The organism is Streptomyces sp. NPDC087300, assembly GCF_044744425.1.
GTDB lineage: Bacteria > Actinomycetota > Actinomycetes > Streptomycetales > Streptomycetaceae > Streptomyces.
The window spans coordinates 339,917-354,826 of the sequence record NZ_JBIUYI010000004.1 but is presented as its reverse complement, the minus strand read 5'-3'; the positions used below and the strand labels follow the sequence as shown (position 1 = coordinate 354,826).

General features: G+C 70.2%; 20 protein-coding genes. 12 read left to right on the top strand and 8 right to left on the bottom strand.

Translation table 11 applies throughout. The features are described 5' to 3' along the window. Positions 1–27: 27 nt before the first annotated feature. Complete coding sequence (locus ACIO9J_RS17400; protein ID WP_401999475.1) at positions 28–900, top strand: helix-turn-helix domain-containing protein; 873 nt, start codon at positions 28–30, stop codon at positions 898–900. Here the strand turns inward: ACIO9J_RS17400 and ACIO9J_RS17395 are convergent. Then, positions 833–1,045 (bottom strand): hypothetical protein, encoded by a 213-nt coding sequence (locus tag ACIO9J_RS17395; protein ID WP_401999473.1) that lies wholly within the window; start codon positions 1,043–1,045, stop codon positions 833–835. The genes ACIO9J_RS17400 and ACIO9J_RS17395 overlap by 68 nt on opposite strands. Positions 1,046–1,129: 84 nt before the next feature. Beyond that, complete coding sequence (locus ACIO9J_RS17390; protein WP_401999470.1) at positions 1,130–2,512, bottom strand: glycine--tRNA ligase; 1,383 nt, start codon at positions 2,510–2,512, stop codon at positions 1,130–1,132. Positions 2,513–2,701: 189 nt separating this feature from the next. On the opposite strand from ACIO9J_RS17390, the gene ACIO9J_RS17385 reads away from it, so the two are divergent. The 4 genes from ACIO9J_RS17385 (at position 2,702) to ACIO9J_RS17370 (ending at position 5,874) form a co-directional block, all read left to right on the top strand. After that, positions 2,702–3,664, top strand: coding sequence for a metal ABC transporter substrate-binding protein (locus ACIO9J_RS17385; protein WP_401999469.1), 963 nt, complete (start codon positions 2,702–2,704; stop codon positions 3,662–3,664). 32 nt (positions 3,665–3,696) lie between these two features. Continuing rightward, complete coding sequence (locus ACIO9J_RS17380; protein ID WP_401999466.1) at positions 3,697–4,485, top strand: metal ABC transporter ATP-binding protein; 789 nt, start codon at positions 3,697–3,699, stop codon at positions 4,483–4,485. A 15-nt stretch (positions 4,486–4,500) separates the two neighbouring features. After that, positions 4,501–5,391, top strand: coding sequence for a metal ABC transporter permease (locus ACIO9J_RS17375; protein ID WP_401999464.1), 891 nt, complete (start codon positions 4,501–4,503; stop codon positions 5,389–5,391). A gap of 78 nt (positions 5,392–5,469) precedes the next feature. Then, positions 5,470–5,874, top strand: a complete 405-nt coding sequence (locus ACIO9J_RS17370; RefSeq protein WP_401999461.1) for a Fur family transcriptional regulator — start codon at positions 5,470–5,472, stop codon at positions 5,872–5,874. An 82-nt stretch (positions 5,875–5,956) separates the two neighbouring features. Here the strand turns inward: ACIO9J_RS17370 and ACIO9J_RS17365 are convergent, their stop codons facing one another. Together ACIO9J_RS17365 and recO are read right to left on the bottom strand one after the other, a co-directional pair. Continuing rightward, positions 5,957–6,778, bottom strand: coding sequence for an isoprenyl transferase (locus tag ACIO9J_RS17365; protein WP_401999458.1), 822 nt, complete (start codon positions 6,776–6,778; stop codon positions 5,957–5,959). Between the two features lie 23 nt (positions 6,779–6,801). Further along, a complete protein-coding gene (gene recO, locus ACIO9J_RS17360; RefSeq protein WP_401999455.1) occupies positions 6,802–7,551 on the bottom strand; it encodes a DNA repair protein RecO in 750 nt (249 codons plus the stop codon). Positions 7,552–7,667: 116 nt separating this feature from the next. Between recO and ACIO9J_RS17355 the strand changes: the two genes are divergently transcribed. Both ACIO9J_RS17355 and ACIO9J_RS17350 read left to right on the top strand, forming a co-directional pair. After that, positions 7,668–7,937, top strand: coding sequence for a hypothetical protein (locus tag ACIO9J_RS17355; protein WP_401999452.1), 270 nt, complete (start codon positions 7,668–7,670; stop codon positions 7,935–7,937). After that, positions 7,934–8,338 carry a twitching motility protein PilT gene (locus tag ACIO9J_RS17350; RefSeq protein WP_401999449.1) on the top strand — a complete coding sequence of 135 codons (405 nt, stop codon included), beginning with the start codon at positions 7,934–7,936 and terminating at the stop codon, positions 8,336–8,338. The genes ACIO9J_RS17355 and ACIO9J_RS17350 overlap by 4 nt, the downstream gene beginning before the upstream one ends. 16 nt (positions 8,339–8,354) lie before the next feature. Here the strand turns inward: ACIO9J_RS17350 and ACIO9J_RS17345 are convergent, their stop codons facing one another. Continuing rightward, positions 8,355–8,570: a hypothetical protein gene (locus tag ACIO9J_RS17345; protein WP_402001047.1), complete on the bottom strand. Its 216-nt coding sequence runs from the start codon at positions 8,568–8,570 to the stop codon at positions 8,355–8,357. Positions 8,571–8,572: 2 nt separating this feature from the next. Continuing rightward, positions 8,573–8,797, bottom strand: a complete 225-nt coding sequence (locus ACIO9J_RS17340; RefSeq protein ID WP_401999446.1) for a hypothetical protein — start codon at positions 8,795–8,797, stop codon at positions 8,573–8,575. A 115-nt stretch (positions 8,798–8,912) separates the two neighbouring features. On the opposite strand from ACIO9J_RS17340, the gene ACIO9J_RS17335 reads away from it, so the two are divergent. Together ACIO9J_RS17335 and ACIO9J_RS17330 are read left to right on the top strand one after the other, a co-directional pair. Then, positions 8,913–9,755: a helix-turn-helix domain-containing protein gene (locus tag ACIO9J_RS17335; protein ID WP_401999444.1), complete on the top strand. Its 843-nt coding sequence runs from the start codon at positions 8,913–8,915 to the stop codon at positions 9,753–9,755. After that, positions 9,737–10,024 carry a DUF397 domain-containing protein gene (locus ACIO9J_RS17330; protein ID WP_401999441.1) on the top strand — a complete coding sequence of 96 codons (288 nt, stop codon included), beginning with the start codon at positions 9,737–9,739 and terminating at the stop codon, positions 10,022–10,024. Before ACIO9J_RS17335 ends, ACIO9J_RS17330 begins: the two co-directional genes overlap by 19 nt. Positions 10,025–10,112: 88 nt before the next feature. On the opposite strand, the gene ACIO9J_RS17325 is transcribed toward ACIO9J_RS17330, so the two are convergent. Next, positions 10,113–11,012: a GNAT family N-acetyltransferase gene (locus ACIO9J_RS17325; RefSeq protein WP_401999438.1), complete on the bottom strand. Its 900-nt coding sequence runs from the start codon at positions 11,010–11,012 to the stop codon at positions 10,113–10,115. A 210-nt stretch (positions 11,013–11,222) separates the two neighbouring features. Continuing rightward, a complete protein-coding gene (locus ACIO9J_RS17320) occupies positions 11,223–12,695 on the bottom strand; it encodes a membrane-associated oxidoreductase (RefSeq protein ID WP_401999435.1) in 1,473 nt (490 codons plus the stop codon). 107 nt (positions 12,696–12,802) lie between these two features. Between ACIO9J_RS17320 and ACIO9J_RS17315 the strand changes: the two genes are divergently transcribed. From ACIO9J_RS17315 to ACIO9J_RS17305, 3 genes are all read left to right on the top strand, one after another. Then, a complete protein-coding gene (locus tag ACIO9J_RS17315) occupies positions 12,803–13,309 on the top strand; it encodes a DinB family protein (protein ID WP_401999432.1) in 507 nt (168 codons plus the stop codon). 397 nt (positions 13,310–13,706) lie between these two features. After that, positions 13,707–14,078, top strand: a complete 372-nt coding sequence (locus tag ACIO9J_RS17310; protein ID WP_401999429.1) for a hypothetical protein — start codon at positions 13,707–13,709, stop codon at positions 14,076–14,078. Continuing rightward, positions 14,075–14,884: a hypothetical protein gene (locus ACIO9J_RS17305; protein WP_401999426.1), complete on the top strand. Its 810-nt coding sequence runs from the start codon at positions 14,075–14,077 to the stop codon at positions 14,882–14,884. The genes ACIO9J_RS17310 and ACIO9J_RS17305 overlap by 4 nt, the downstream gene beginning before the upstream one ends. Positions 14,885–14,910: the final 26 nt, after the last annotated feature.

The window sequence follows — 14,910 nt, the reverse complement described above, 5'->3', positions numbered from 1 at the left end:
GGTTGGTCCAGGTCATAGGCTGAGGCCATGGCCATCACTGAGACAGCGGAGCCCCCGGAGAGCGCCACCGCCCCGCTCCGGCAGCGACTCGGCGGGTTCCTGCGCGCCTACCGCGAGTTCCTCTCCCCCAGCGACGTCGGCCTCCCGCACACCCCGCGGCGCCGCACGAAGGGGCTGCGCCGCGAGGAGGTCGCGGCGCTCTCCGGCGTCTCCGTGGCCTGGTACACCTGGATCGAACAGGGCCGCGTGGACACCTCGCGGCAGGTACTCGACTCGGTCGCCCGCGCGCTCCGGCTCGACGAGGCCGCCCACCGGCACGCGCTCGCCCTCGCCGGGTTCGCCCCCGCCTCCGAGGGGTGGGACACCTCGTACGACCCGAACCTCCGCGCCGTACTGGACGGTTGGCCCGACAGCCCGGCGCTGCTTCTCGGCCCCGCCCTGGACGTCCTCGCCTGGAACAGCGCGTACGCCACCCTGTGGCCCGACCCGGCCGACGTCCCCGAGGACCGACGCAATCTGCTGCTCCTGCTGGTCGGCGACGCACGGCATCAGCGGGCGCTGCCCGGCTGGGAGCCCGTCGCCATCGATCTGTACCGGCACCTGCGCACCCGCGCGGACCGCCGTCCCAAGGACGAGGACTTCCGGCGCCTCACTGAGCGGCTGCGGTCCGCGCGGCCCGAGTTGGACGCCTGGTGGGCCTGCCGTTCGATCGGGGACTTCGCCTCGCGCACGGTCGACGTCGTCCCTGCGGACGGCACCCCGCCCCGCGCGTACGGCATGACTCTGCTGCTCGCCCCGCAGCCGCAGGACGCCGCCATCCTCGTCATGACCCCTACGAGGACGGAGCCGACGGATCAACCGTCGCCTGATGCTCCTGGGTCAGGTGCTCCTCGGCCTTGAGCCACGGCAGGAACTGCGCCTTCCTGCGCCATCCGCAGGTCCCGCAGCTCAACTGCCGCTGCCTGCCCGCCTTCTGGACCTGCACGACGTGTTCGCGCCCGTGCTGGTCCCACCTGCTGACCTTGCTCGTCGTCATCGGAAGCATGCGCCTCAGTGTGCACAAAAGCCCCCGGTTCCATAACCCGGAACCGGGGGCTCCCTACGGCGTCGTGCCGCGAACGTACGAGCGTCAGCAGCCCACGAGGCGCGTGGCCAGGTAGCCCTCGATCTGGTCGAGGGAGACGCGCTCCTGCTTCATGGTGTCGCGCTCGCGCACGGTGACCGCGTTGTCGTCCAGGGTGTCGAAGTCGACCGTCACGCAGTACGGCGTGCCGATCTCGTCCTGGCGGCGGTAGCGGCGGCCGATGGCGCCCGCGTCGTCGAACTCGATGTTCCAGTTCTGCCGGAGGGCGGTCGCCAGGCCCTTGGCCTTGGGCGAGAGCTCCGGGTTGCGGGAGAGCGGCAGGACCGCGACCTTCACCGGGGCGATGCGGTGGTCGAAGCGCATGACCGTGCGCTTCTCCAGCTTGCCCTTGGCGTTGGGCGCCTCGTCCTCGAAGTACGAGTCGAGCAGGAAGGCGAGCATGGTGCGGCCGAGGCCGGCCGCGGGCTCGATGACGTACGGGGTGTAGCGCTCGCCCGCCTCCTGGTCGAAGTAGGAGAGGTCCTGGCCGGAGGCCTTGGAGTGCGCCGACAGGTCGTAGTCGGTGCGGTTGGCGACGCCCTCCAGCTCGCCCCACTCGCTGCCGCCGAACTGGAAGCGGTACTCGATGTCAGCGGTGCGCTTGGAGTAGTGGGAGAGCTTCTCCTTCGGGTGCTCGTACCACCGCATGTTCTCCTCGCGCAGGCCCAGGCCGGTGTACCAGTTCCAGCGCTGCTCCATCCAGTACTCCTGCCACTGCTCGTCCTCGCCCGGCTTGACGAAGAACTCCATCTCCATCTGCTCGAACTCGCGGGTCCGGAAGATGAAGTTGCCGGGCGTGATCTCGTTGCGGAAGGACTTGCCCGTCTGCGCGATGCCGAACGGCGGCTTGCGGCGCGAGGTCTGCTGGACCTGGGCGAAGTTGGTGAAGATGCCCTGCGCGGTCTCGGGGCGCAGGTAGGCGACGGAGCCGCTGTCCTGCGTGGGGCCGAGGTGCGTGGCGAGCATGCCGGAGAACTGCTTGGGCTCGGTGAACTGGCCCTTGGTGCCGCAGTTGGGGCAGTTGATGTCCGCGAGGCCGTTGGCCGGCGGGCGGTTGTGCTTGGCCTCGTACGCCTCTTCCAGGTGGTCGGCGCGGTGGCGCTTGTGACAGGAGAGGCACTCGGTGAGCGGGTCGGAGAAGGTCTTGATGTGGCCGGAGGCCTCCCAGACCTCGCTCGCCAGGATCACCGACGAGTCGATGCCGACGACGTCCTCGCGCGAGGTGACCATGTAGCGCCACCACTGGCGCTTGAGGTTCTCCTTCAGCTCGACGCCGAGCGGCCCGTAGTCCCAGGCGGCACGCTGGCCGCCGTAGATCTCACTGCAGGGAAAAACGAAGCCACGGCGCTTGCTCAGGCTGACGATGGTGTCGATCTTGTCGGCGGCCACGGTGCTCTCTTCATTACGACGGCGGGCAGAGCGGGAATACGCGCTCCGGGAGCGAATGCTTCAGGTTACCGGCGGCCTTACCCCCCTAATCAAATCGGTTCCCGTACGACCACGGAGCGGACCCCGCACCGGCCCCCTGCGCGGACCCCTTGTTGACAATCGTTTCCACATTTGTTGAAAATGAGTGTCATGAACGTACGACGCCTCATACCCACCGCCGCCCTTGCCTCCGCCACCGTCCTCGGCCTCACGGCCCTGACCGCGTGCTCCACATCCGCCGCGGACGACAAGGACGGCAAGCTCGACGTGGTGGCGTCGTTCTACCCCATGCAGTACCTCGCCGAGCAGATCGGCGGCAGCCACGTCTTGGTCACCAACCTCACCGAGCCCGGCCAGGAGCCGCACGACCTGGAGGTCTCCGCCCAGCAGCGCGGACAGCTCGAAGAGTCCGACGTCGCGCTCTACCTCAAGGGCCTGCAGCCCGCCGTCGACAGCGCGATCGACCAGTCCGGCATCAAGACCAAGGTCGACGCCGCATCGCTGACCAGCATGGAGAAGCACGGCAACGAGGTCGGCGGGCACGCCGAGGAGCACGACCACGACGATCACGGCCACGACCACTCGCACGAGGGCGCCGACCCGCACATCTGGCTGGACCCGGTGAAGTACGCCGAGGTCGCCGAGGGCGTCGGCAAGGCCCTGGAGAAGGCCGACCCGGACAACGCGGCGACGTACGAGAAGAACACCGCGAAGCTGGTGAAGAAGCTCGGCGGCCTGGACAAGTCCTTCAAGGACGGCCTGAAGGACACCGACTCCAAGGTCTTCATCACCACCCACGCCGCCTTCGGCTACCTCGCCGAGCGCTACGGCCTCACCGAGGAGGCCATCAGCGGTCTGGACCCCGAGGCCGAGCCCAGCGCCAAGCGCGTCAAGGACCTCCAGAAGATGGCGAAGGCCGACGGGGTCACCACCGTCTTCTACGAGACCCTCGTCAGCGACAAGACGGCGCAGACCCTCGCCAAGGACACCGGCCTGAAGACCGATGTGCTCGACCCCGTCGAGGGCATCACCGGCAAGTCCAAGGGCAAGGACTACGTCCAGGTCATGGAGTCCAACCTCAAGGCCCTGCAGAAGGCCCTGGGCGCCAAGTGACCCCCACTCCCGCGGCTACGGAGGCACGAGCCATGAGCAAGACAGCCGGTTCCGGCGAAGGCGAAGCCGTCATATCCCTGCGCAAGGTGACGGCCGAGCTCGGCTCGCGCCCCGTGCTGCGCGGCATCGACCTGCGGGTCGGGCGCGGTGAGGTCGTGGCGCTGCTCGGCGCCAACGGCTCGGGCAAGTCCACGGCCGTACGCACGATCATCGGCCAGGTCACGGCCACCGGCGGCGACGTCGAGATCTTCGGCACCCCGCGCCGCCGGTTCCGCGACTGGGCCCGCGTCGGGTACGTCCCGCAGCGCACCACGGCCGCGGGCGGCGTGCCCGCCACCATCACCGAGGTCGTCTCATCCGGGCGGCTCTCCCGCGCCCGCTTCGGCGTCCTGCGCAAGGCCGACCGCGAGGCCGTGGCCCGCGCCATCGACCTCGTGGGCCTCGCCGACCGTGCCAAGGACTCCGTCGACGCGCTCTCCGGAGGGCAGCACCAGCGGGTGCTCATCGCCCGCGCGCTGGCCGCGGAGCCGGAGCTGCTGATCATGGACGAGCCGATGGCGGGCGTCGACCTGGCCAGCCAGGAGATCCTCGCGGCCACCCTGCGCGAGCAGGTCGCCAAGGGCACCTCGGTCCTGCTCGTGCTGCACGAACTGGGCCCCCTCGAACCGCTGATCGACCGCGCCGTGGTCCTGCGCGACGGTTGCGTCCTGCACGACGGGCCGCCCCCGGAGGCCGTCGGCCAGCACGCGCTGCCCGGCCACGACCACGTCCACCCGCACACCGCCGACGCGGAACCGGTCCGCACCGGCCTGCTGACCTGACCGGGGCGAAGAATCATGGAACTCCTCAACTACGCCTTCATGCAGCGGGCGTTGCTCGCCGCCGTCCTGGTCGGCATCACCGCGCCCGCCGTCGGCATCTACCTGGTGCAGCGCCGCCAGGCCCTGATGGGCGACGGCATCGGGCACGTCGCGATGACCGGCGTCGGCCTCGGCTTCCTGCTCTCCACCTCGCCGGTGTGGATGGCGACGGCGGTCGCGATCGTCGGCGCCGTCGTGATGGAGCTGATCCGCTGGTACGGCAAGACGCGCGGCGACATCGCGCTCGCGATGCTGTTCTACGGCGGCATGGCGGGCGGCGTCATGTTCATCAACCTCGCCCCCGGCGGCTCGAACGCGAACCTCCAGTCGTACCTCTTCGGTTCGCTCTCCACGGTCTCCGAGCAGGACGTCACCGCGATCTGCCTGCTCGCCGCCTTTGTGGTGCTCGTCACGCTCGGCCTGCGCAGGCAGCTCTTCGCGGTCAGCCAGGACGAGGAGTTCGCGCGGGTGACGGGTCTGCCGGTGCGCGCCCTGAACCTGCTGACCGCCGTCACCGCCGCGGTCACGGTCACCGTCGCCATGCGCGTGGTGGGCCTGCTCCTGGTCTCCGCGCTGATGGTGGTGCCGGTCGCGGCCGCCCAGCAGCTGACCCGCAGCTTCGCGGCGACCTTCGCGGTCTCGGTGGCGATCGGCGTCGCGGTGACGCTCGGCGGCACCGTCACCTCGTACTACCAGGACGTGCCGCCCGGCGCGACGATCGTCCTTCTCACCATCGGCGTCTTCATCGCGCTCACGGTCCTCGCGACACCGCTGGCCAGGCGCAGAGCCCGTGCGGCGGCGGCCGCGGCGGCCGGGGGCGACCCCGCGGAGTGCGCCGTTCCGGCGCAGTCGGGCGCCAAGCTCTGACCTGAGCTCAGGCCAACCTGGCACAATGGCCCGGCAGGCTTGAGCAGCAGACCAGAGCGCAGACGCGAGGAGGTAACCGTGGGAGCCCCGGTTCGAGGCAGGTCGACCCGCCAGCGAGCGGCAGTCGCGGCGGCGCTCGACGACGTGGACGAGTTCCGCAGTGCGCAGGAGCTGCACGACATGCTCAAGCACAAGGGCGACTCCGTCGGTCTCACCACGGTCTACCGCACCCTCCAGTCGCTCGCCGACGCCGGCGAGGTCGACGCGCTGCGCACCAGCGAGGGCGAGACGGTCTACCGCAGGTGCTCCACCGGCGATCACCACCACCATCTGGTCTGCCGCGTCTGCGGCAAGGCCGTCGAGGTGGAGGGTCCCGCCGTCGAGAAGTGGGCCGAGGCGATCGCCTCGGAGCACGGATACGTGAACGTGGCGCACACGGTGGAGATCTTCGGTACGTGCGCGGAGTGCTCGGCGCAGGCCTGAGCGGAGCCGTCGCGGGCCCGCACGCCCCACCCGCCCATCCGTCCGGCGGTGGGGGGTACTTCGTACCCCCCACGCCCCCTGATCAGCTGTCGGCGATCTGCTGCTCGTTCGGGATCGCGCCGCCGAAGCGGCGGTCGCGCGAGGCGTACTCCAGGCAGGCCCGCCACAGGTCGCGCCGGTCGAAGTCCGGCCAGAGCACGTCCTGGAAGACCATCTCGGCGTACGCGCTCTGCCAGAGCAGGTAGTTGGAGGTGCGCTGCTCGCCGCTGGGGCGCAGGAACAGGTCGACGTCCGGCATGTCCGGGTAGTACAGGTACTTGGCGAAGGTCTTCTCGCTGACCTTGGACGGGTCGAGCCGGCCCGCCTTCACGTCCTCGGCGAGGGCCTGCGCGGCATCCGCGATCTCGGCCCTGCCCCCGTAGTTCATGCAGAAGTACAAGGTCAGCTTGTCGTTGTCCTTGGTCTGCTCCTGGGAGATCTCCAGCTCCTTGGCGACCGACTTCCACAGCTTGGGCATGCGGCCCACCCAGCGCACCCGGATGCCGAGCTCGTCGAGCTGGTCGCGGGTCTTGCGGATGAAGTCGCGGTTGAAGTTCATCAGGAACTTCACCTCGTCCGGGGAGCGCTTCCAGTTCTCGGTGGAGAAGGCGTAGAGCGAGATCGCGCCGACGCCCATCTCGATGCCGCCCTGGAGCACGTCGAGGACGCGCTCGGCTCCCACCTTGTGCCCCTCGGTGCGCGGCAGGCCACGCTCCTTGGCCCACCGGCCGTTCCCGTCCATGACGATGGCGACGTGCTTGGGCACCAGCTCGCCGGGGATCTTCGGCGGCCGCGCGCCCGAGGGGTGCGGCTCGGGGGCGACGTACTCACGGCGGGACCGTCCGAGGATTCCGCGTCGTGCCATGGGGGGCTCTCTCCTAGCTGGATTCAGTTCTTCTCTACGTACCGCAGGGAGCGCAGCCCGCGCTCCAAGTGCCAGTGCAGATAGGCCGATACGAGCCCACTGCCCTCCCTGGCGTGCCGCGCCTCGCACGCGTCCGCCGTCGCCCAGTCGCCGGTGAGCAGGGCGGCGAGGAGCGTGAGGGCCTCCGCCGAGGGTACGACGCTGCCCGGCACCCGGCAGTCGACGCAAATCGAGCCGCCCGCCGCGACCGAGAAGAACCGGTTCGGTCCCGGCATCCCGCACTTCGCGCAGTCGTTGAAGCTCGGCGCGTAGCCGTTCACGGCGAGCGAGCGCAGCAGGAAGGCGTCCAGGACGAGATGCGGCTCGTGCTCCCCGCGGGCGAGCACTCGCAGCCCGCCCACCAGCAGCAGATACTGCTGCACGGCGGGCTCGCCCTCGTGGTCGGTGAACCGCTCGGCGGTCTCCAGCATGGCCGTACCGGCGGTGTAGCGGGCGTAGTCCGCGACGATCCCGCTACCGTACGGAGCGATGATCTCGCTCTGCGTGCACAACGGGAGCCCGCGCCCGACCAGTTCGCTGTTGCGCGCGAAGAACTGCACGTCGACGTGCGAGAACGGTTCGAGCCGCGCCCCGAACTTGGACTTCGTCCGCCGCACCCCGCGCGCGACAGCGCGTACGCGGCCGTGACCGCGCGTGAGTATCGTGATGATGCGGTCCGCCTCACCCAGCTTCTGGGTGCGCAGCACGATGCCGTCGTCGCGGAACAGACTCATGGGGCCATTCTCGCGCACGCCGACGGGCCACCGGCCGGGGGTCGCCCTACCTCGTACCGGTGAACACGGCCCGGTACGACTGGCGCGGCGCCGGTCACGCCAGTAAGACTCTCAGTATGAGTCTGGAACGCGTCACCATCACCATCCCCAGCGAGACACTCGACGCCGCCAAGTCGGCCGCCGAGCGGGAGGGGCTGAGCGTCTCCGCCTGGCTGTCGCGAGCGGCCGAACACGCGGCGAAGATCGAGGCGGGCCTGGCGGCGGCGGAGGAAGCCATGGTGGACCTTGACCCGCCCACGCCCGACGAGCAGGCATGGGTGGACGCCGTCATGGCGGACGCCACCCGCCCCGAGCGCTCGGACGAGCAGGCACGAGGCGCCGCGTGAGCCCCCTCAAGCCCTTCGTGTACGACGCCGGGGCGCTGATCGCCGCCGAGCGGAACCAAGTCGCCTTCTGGCGGGCCCACCGCTCCTATCTGACCGCGGGCGGCGTGCCGTTGGTACCCGCACCCGTCGTGTCCCAGGCCTGGCGTGACGGCGCCCGCCAGGCCCAGCTGGCCCGCCTCCTCAGCGGGTGCGACGTCCCGCCCCTGGACTACGCCCTGGCCCGGAGCGTCGGCCGGCTCTTAGGGCAGTCCGACACCTCGGACCCGGTGGACGGCGCCGTCGCGATGATCGCCGCACAGCTCGGAGCCAGGGTGTTCACCTCGGACCCCGACGACATCCAGCACCTCCTGGATCAGCTGGGCCCGGCGGGCAAGCGCGCCAGGATCTGGGCCCTGCGCTGATGCCTGATCGGCACGTTCAAGGCACCTCCCCCCGGCTCCGCGCGTTCGCATACGCCGTCGCCGCGCGCAGCCGCTCCGCCGAGGTCGCCGTCCGTACGGCCTCGGGCGTGCAGTCCCACTCGCGCCCGCCCCCGTAGGGCCGCAGCTGGACGTAGGGCCCCTCGTGCCCCATCACTCTGCCGACCCGGCCGCTGCGGGTGTCCACGACGTACGCCCCGACGGGAAGGTGCAGATTCATGCGCCGCCCCGCAGCGTGGCGGCCAGGCGGGCCGCCACGTCGACGGAACAACCGCCCAATTCGATGCGCGGGCAGGGCGCTTCGCGAGCGAGTGAGACCGGGTCGATCCGCAATGAAGGCAAGGTAATTCCGGCCCTGCCGAGCGCGTCGCGCAATTCTTTCACGGTGTCCTCCGCCTGTTCGATACATGCCACTGCATGCCGCTCCGATTCCGCCTTCACGTGGCTCCCCTTTGCCTGTGGATTTCACTCTTCGCCCTCCTACGGTGACGGAGTCCACCTACACTCGGCAGGAGTCTGTCCGCTACAACTGCGGGGCATGGAAAGGCGGTTGGCCATGGCCAATGGTTCGCGTGGATCACGGCAGGCGGCTTGGGAGTTCTTCGGGGCTGAGCTCAAGCGACGGCGGGAGGAAGCGGGCCTCTCCCAGTCGGCGCTAGGGACGCGGGTTTTCGTCTCCGGCGGATACATTGGGCAGTTCGAACAGGCCATTCGCAAACCTCAGTTGGATGTGGCTCAACGTATTGACGAGACACTACAAACCGATGGCTTTTTCGAGCGGATGTGCCGCAAGCTGATCAATGACCGGCGCTATGCGGAGTACTTCGCGACGGTCGTCGAGCTGGAACGGCTGGCGACGGAGATCTGCGATTTCGCCCCGTCCCTCGTACCCGGACTTCTCCAGGTCTCGTCCTACACCCGTGCGCTCACCCTGGCCTCCCACCCGTTCGCACCCGATGAGTACGTCGAGGACATGGTGACCGCCCGCACGGAGCGCGGGCGCATCCTCCACGACGCCACGCGGCCCGTGTACTGGGCGATCATGCATGAGTGCGTGCTGCACATCCCGGTGGGCGGCACCGCCACGATGGCCGCGCAGCTGGACCACATCGCCAAGCTCGGGCGGCAGCGCCAGGCCCTGGTCGCCGTCATCCCCTACTCGGCGGGCGCGCACGCCTCGATGCAGGGTTCGCTCAAGCTCATGGAATTCGACGACGCTCCCCCAACTCTCTATACAGAGTCGGAGTTTTCGGGAAGCCTGCTCGACGATCCCGCCCTGGTGAAGCATGCCAGGGCGACTTACGATCTGCTCAGGGCCGCCGCGTTGTCGCCGGAGGCGTCCCTCTCCATGATCGAGTCGGCGGCTGAGGACTACAGGCAATGTACGAGCCCGACCTGAGCAACGCCCGCTGGCGCAAGAGCAGCTACAGCAACGGCAGCGGCGGCGACTGCGTCGAGATCGCGTACGACTTCATCGGCGCCGCACGCTGGCGCAAGAGCAGCTACAGCAACGGCGAAGGCGGAAACTGCGTCGAGGTGGCGGACGGAGTCCCCGGCGTCGTACCCGTACGGGACAGCAAGACCGCCCCCCAGGGCCCCGCCCTGCTGATCGGCGCCGCGGCCTGGTCCACGTTCGTGGGCTGGGCGTCCCTTCGAGACGGTTCGTGATCCCTCCGCCTGCCACCGCGCACGACGAGCGGTCCGGACCTGCCCTCGGACCGGACCGCCCGCACCCGGTGCTACTCCTCGCTAGGCACTAGGCCTCTCCACCCGCCGGGTGGAAGTTGATGCGTTCCCTGACGACGGGGAAGCCGGCCTTGGCGAAGTTCGCGGCCATGGGGAAGTTGCCCTGGTCCGTCGCTCCGCTCACGAACTCCGCGCCGTGCTCGACGAGCAGGTGGGTGCACTCCGCGAGGAGGTCGTAGGCGTAGCCGTGACCGCGCTGTTCCGGGACGACGCCGATGAAGGCGACGGTCGGGCCCGAGGGGTTGTGGGCCGGGATGTGGATGCCGGCCAGGTCGCCTTCGGGCGTGTGCGCGATCTGCCACCACTCCCGTGGCGATGGGCACCAGTGGAAGAAGTCGAGTTCCTGCTGGGCGGCCTGGTCGACGCCGCCCTCCTCGATGGCGCTGAGCGCGTGGGCGTCCAGCGTGACGGAGTGGATGCGGCGCACCGCGTCGAAGAACACGGTGTCGTCGGGCTCGGCCCTGAAGCGCAGGCGTCCTGGCCGCTCGGGCAGACCCCGCTCCGGGGTCCAGCGGTACACGAAGCGTTCCACCAGGAGTTCGTACCCGGCGGCTCGTGCGGCGGCGAAGCGCGCCTCGGCACCGGCCCGTAGGCCGGGCTCGTCCCGCCAGCCGCCTGGCAGGTTGATCTCGAGTTCGACCTGCCGGGGAGCGGAGCGCAGGAGTTCGGCTCCGGCCTCCTCCTCGCCCTCGGCCACGTCGAACCAGTTGATGTTGACGGGCTCCGGGTCGTCGGGCCCGCCCCACCACGCGCCGCGTGCGACGACCTGGCCGTCGCGAAGGGCGACGCGCTTCCAGTCGGGGCGGAACTGGGTACGCCGATGGCTTTCACGGGCGCCCAGTGGGTCGGGGAGTGCGTCGAAGAGATGAGCGTCGCTCGCGGAGAGCGAGCGGATGACCAGACCGGTCATGGATTCCTCCGGGATACAGGCTGCTTGGAGCGCTCCCGGTCAGAACTCGCGAAGCACGCCGGGACAGCGGAAGAGGGAGCGCTGGAAAGGTGTGAACCGCATGGCACTCGCCTCCTTCCGTTCGTCTCGGGGCGTGAGCCCACACGTTACGTGGACTTCCGCGGGTCCGTCCACGGATTTCCGTGACCCGCGACGGCCCGCGAGGGCTTGCTACTGACGGCTTATCGCCCTCGTCACCCCCGCCGCGATCGTCGTCGCAAGCGTCCACCCCAGCACCACCAGCGCGTACCCGAACCACTGATACGCCCCCGGCGCGGCATACGCACTCTCCTGGCCGAAGTCGACGATCGGCAGCAGCAGGTCCACCGTGTAGAAGACCGGATTGAAGTCCGGCGCCTCCTCGGGCTTCAACGCGGCCGGCTCGCGCACCGCGAACGTCACCGCGCCGACGAGCAGCAGCGAGAAGAGCCAGACCGCCGCGCGGGTGGGGCGGAAGCCGTAGCCGACGGTCCAGTCCTGGAGGTAGCCCCAGGCCCTGGCGTACCAGGCGAGAGTGGCACGGTGCCGCCGCTGCTTGGCGAGCAGCACCGTGCGCGCGGCCCCGTCGTCGCCGATCCTGCGATACGCCGCGGCGAGTTGCTCGTACTCGTACGGGACGTAACCGTCGGTGTCCCGCTCCAGTACCTGGAGGCGGCGCTCGGCGGGCTCGTGGGGGTCGAGCGAGGTGTAGGTCAGACCGTCGAGGCGGACCTCGTCCGGCCAGGTGTCGGGGGCGATGTGCAGCAGGTCGAGGCGGGAACGGCGCAGTGTGACGGCGCCCTCGATGGGGGCGGCCTCACGGAACCACAGCTCACCGGCGATGACGCTGCTGGCCCGCAGGGCGAACCCGCCCGGGTTGGACAGTCGCGCGTAGGCGAAGTTGAGCTGACCGGGTATGCGGATGCCCCGCAGGTTGAGCCGCCCGTACGCCGTCAGCCGCATCGCGTGCAGATCCGTGCCGCCGCTGAGGTTGGACGCGTGCAGGGCGGTCCCGCCCGGATTGCTCAGAACCGCGTCGTTGAACGTGATGTTCCCGGCGACGACCGCGCCCGCGAGCCGTACGAGGCCGTGCACGACGAGGCCCCCGTCGGCCTGGAGGTCGTCGTCGATGGTGGTGCGGTTGAGCGCGAGGACGGGCTCGTCGAGCGCGACGCCCTCCTCCCCCAGGTGCGCGCCCTCAAGGAACACCGCCCCGGAGATCCGCGCGCCGCCGAGCCGGACGGGCCCGCGGATCCGGCACCCGGTCATGCGCACGGAGCCGTCGACGCGCAGGGAGTTGCCGTTGATGCCGGGCAGCACGGACCAGCCCAGATTGAGCTGGCGCAACTGGGCGCCGTACAGGTCGAGTTCCTCGTCGAAGTGGCAGGACCACAGATGCACGGGCGCGGCGACCTCGGCGTACTGAAGGTCCAACTGCCCAATGATCCGCGCACCGTGCAGCCGCAGCGCCGCGATCTCACCGTCCTGGCGCGGCCCGCCGACGAGCAGCGCGCGCAACACCGCGGCCCGCACGGTCCGTTCGGGCCCCCACCCGGCTCCGAGGTCGGCGGGCTCCCGGTCCCGCTCCCGGAAGTCGACGCGCCGCCCCAGCGGATACGCCTCCCACACCTGCCGCTCGGCGTCGCTCAGTTGACTGATGTCCACCGGCGCGACTCTAGGCGACGGGGCGGGTCGCTACCCGGCCACGGGCAGGGCCGAGCCCCCGATAAATGCTTCGACAGCGGACGTGTCGATCGGGGACGCTGCGCGCGATGACCAGAATCGATGACACGCCGCCCGCATGGGACGAGCGCACCCAGCTCACCACGTTCCTCGACTACGCGCGGGACACCGCCCGCGCCAAGTGCGAGGGCGTCTCCGCGGAGAACGCCCGCAAGGCGCTCCTTCCGGGCTCACCGCTGATGACGATGAGCGGAGTGATCAACCACCTCCGCTGGGTCGAGTACTACTGGTTCCAGGTGGTCCTCCTCGGCGAGGAGGACCAGGGCCCCTGGACCGAGGAGGACCCCGACCGCGAGATGCGCGTCGCGGTCGATTTCCCGCTCACTCAACTCCTGGACGAGTACGCCGAACAAAGCGCCCGCTACCGCGAACTGGCCGCGGCGACCGCCCTGGACAAGCGCACCGAGGGAACCATCCGCGACGGCCTCCACGTCGACCTGCGCTGGATCCTCCTCCACCTCACGGAGGAAACGGCCCGCCACAACGGCCACTTGGACATCCTGCGCGAGCTGCTCGACGGCACGACCGGCGACTGAACTCGACCAGGACGGTGCGCTCGGCGATTCCGGCGTCGCGGCTGCCCCCCGTCCGGGCCGCGGCGGCCGCCTCGCACTCAGCTCGATCGGCCCGGCGACGGATCACCGGGCATCCGTGCGGGGAACGGGACCCGCTGACCGTCTGGAGCCGACGATGGGCGGAGGAGACGCGCACCGACACGGCGCAGAGGGACCAACACCCTTGCCTCGCAGGCTTGTTGGCAGGCGATGAACTACCCGGGCGGTCCTCTTCTCATGCGATGAGGAGGTCCGTACCCTTTTGTGTCGACCGTCTAAGTCTCGCTGCATGGGCTGAGGACACGTGGACACTGCGAGTCTGCTTCTGATCGGTGCGGCAGGCGGGGCGGCACGTGGGATCGTGCACGCATACGACTGCATGTCCGAATGGCTCGTGCGGCGGCGGGAGTTCCGGCTCGCCGAGCAGCCCGGGGCGGAGGGGCCGCCCGCGTTCGGCACGTTCTACGACGTCGCGGGCGAGAGCATCGCGGCGGTGGTGCACACCGTGCTGGGCGCCGGGGTGGCGGTCCTCATGGCGTCCTGGGGCCAGGTCAGCGGGGGCTTCGCGACATTCGCCGTCGGAGCGTCGGCGCCCTTGATCCTCGTTCAGCTCAAGCACTCCCGGCTGGCGGAGGTGCTCATCGGTGACTCCGAGGCGGCGCAGCCCGCCCAGTCGCCCGTGACCGGGTCGCCGGACGAGCCGCAGGTGGGCCCCCGGCGCCCCGCCCCGGGCCGGAGCAGCACCGAATGACCCGGCCCACGCTGCTCCGCCGGGCCGCCGCGGCCACGATCGGCGTGGACCGGCGCCCGCCCGGCGATCGCACCCTGCCCCTGGGGCAGGGCCGCACGCTGACGCGGAGGGTCGCCTGCGCGCTCATCGGTGTCCGCGTGCCGGGGCTGCCCGTGGGGGCGAGGGCCGGCGCCGGGGCGTCGGTGCGGGGGAAGGTGGCGGAGAGGGCCGATACGGGGAGGATCGACGCGAGTTCTCCGTCCGGCATGCCCCCGCCGGTGGCCCTCGGTCCCCTCGAAAGGCCCCCGGCCGGGGCGCGCCCGCGCCGTGCCCTCGTCCTGGCCACGGTCGCCGCCGTCATGGCCATCGCCTTCGGCGCCTACGCCTACCTCCACGAAGACTCCGTCGTGACGGTCGAGCCCCAGGCGGGCACGTTGGACCTCTACGTCGGCACCTGGAAAGCCACGCTTGAGAACACGCAGGGCAAGCACACCCGGACGCTCGTGATCAGACCGGGCGACGTGGCCGACACCGTGATGACCCTGCGGGCGGACGGGCCGACGAAAGGCGGTCACGGGTACCACTGCGTGTTCACGGCGAAGCTGGAGTCCGTCACGTTCAACAGCGTCCGGCTGGGCAGGTCGACGGTCGCTTCGGCGAAGCCGCCCGGGTCCTGCGCACCAGGCCCCCGCTCGACACTGACACTGACCAGCGACGACCAACTGCGGCGCGTCTCCGAAGGGAACAAGGACCAACTGACGTACGACCGCTCCTCCCCCGACTCCGGCTCCCCGTCCCGGGAAGGCCCGTCGAGCACCGCACCGTGACGGGGCGCCTCGCTTCGCGCGGGGCA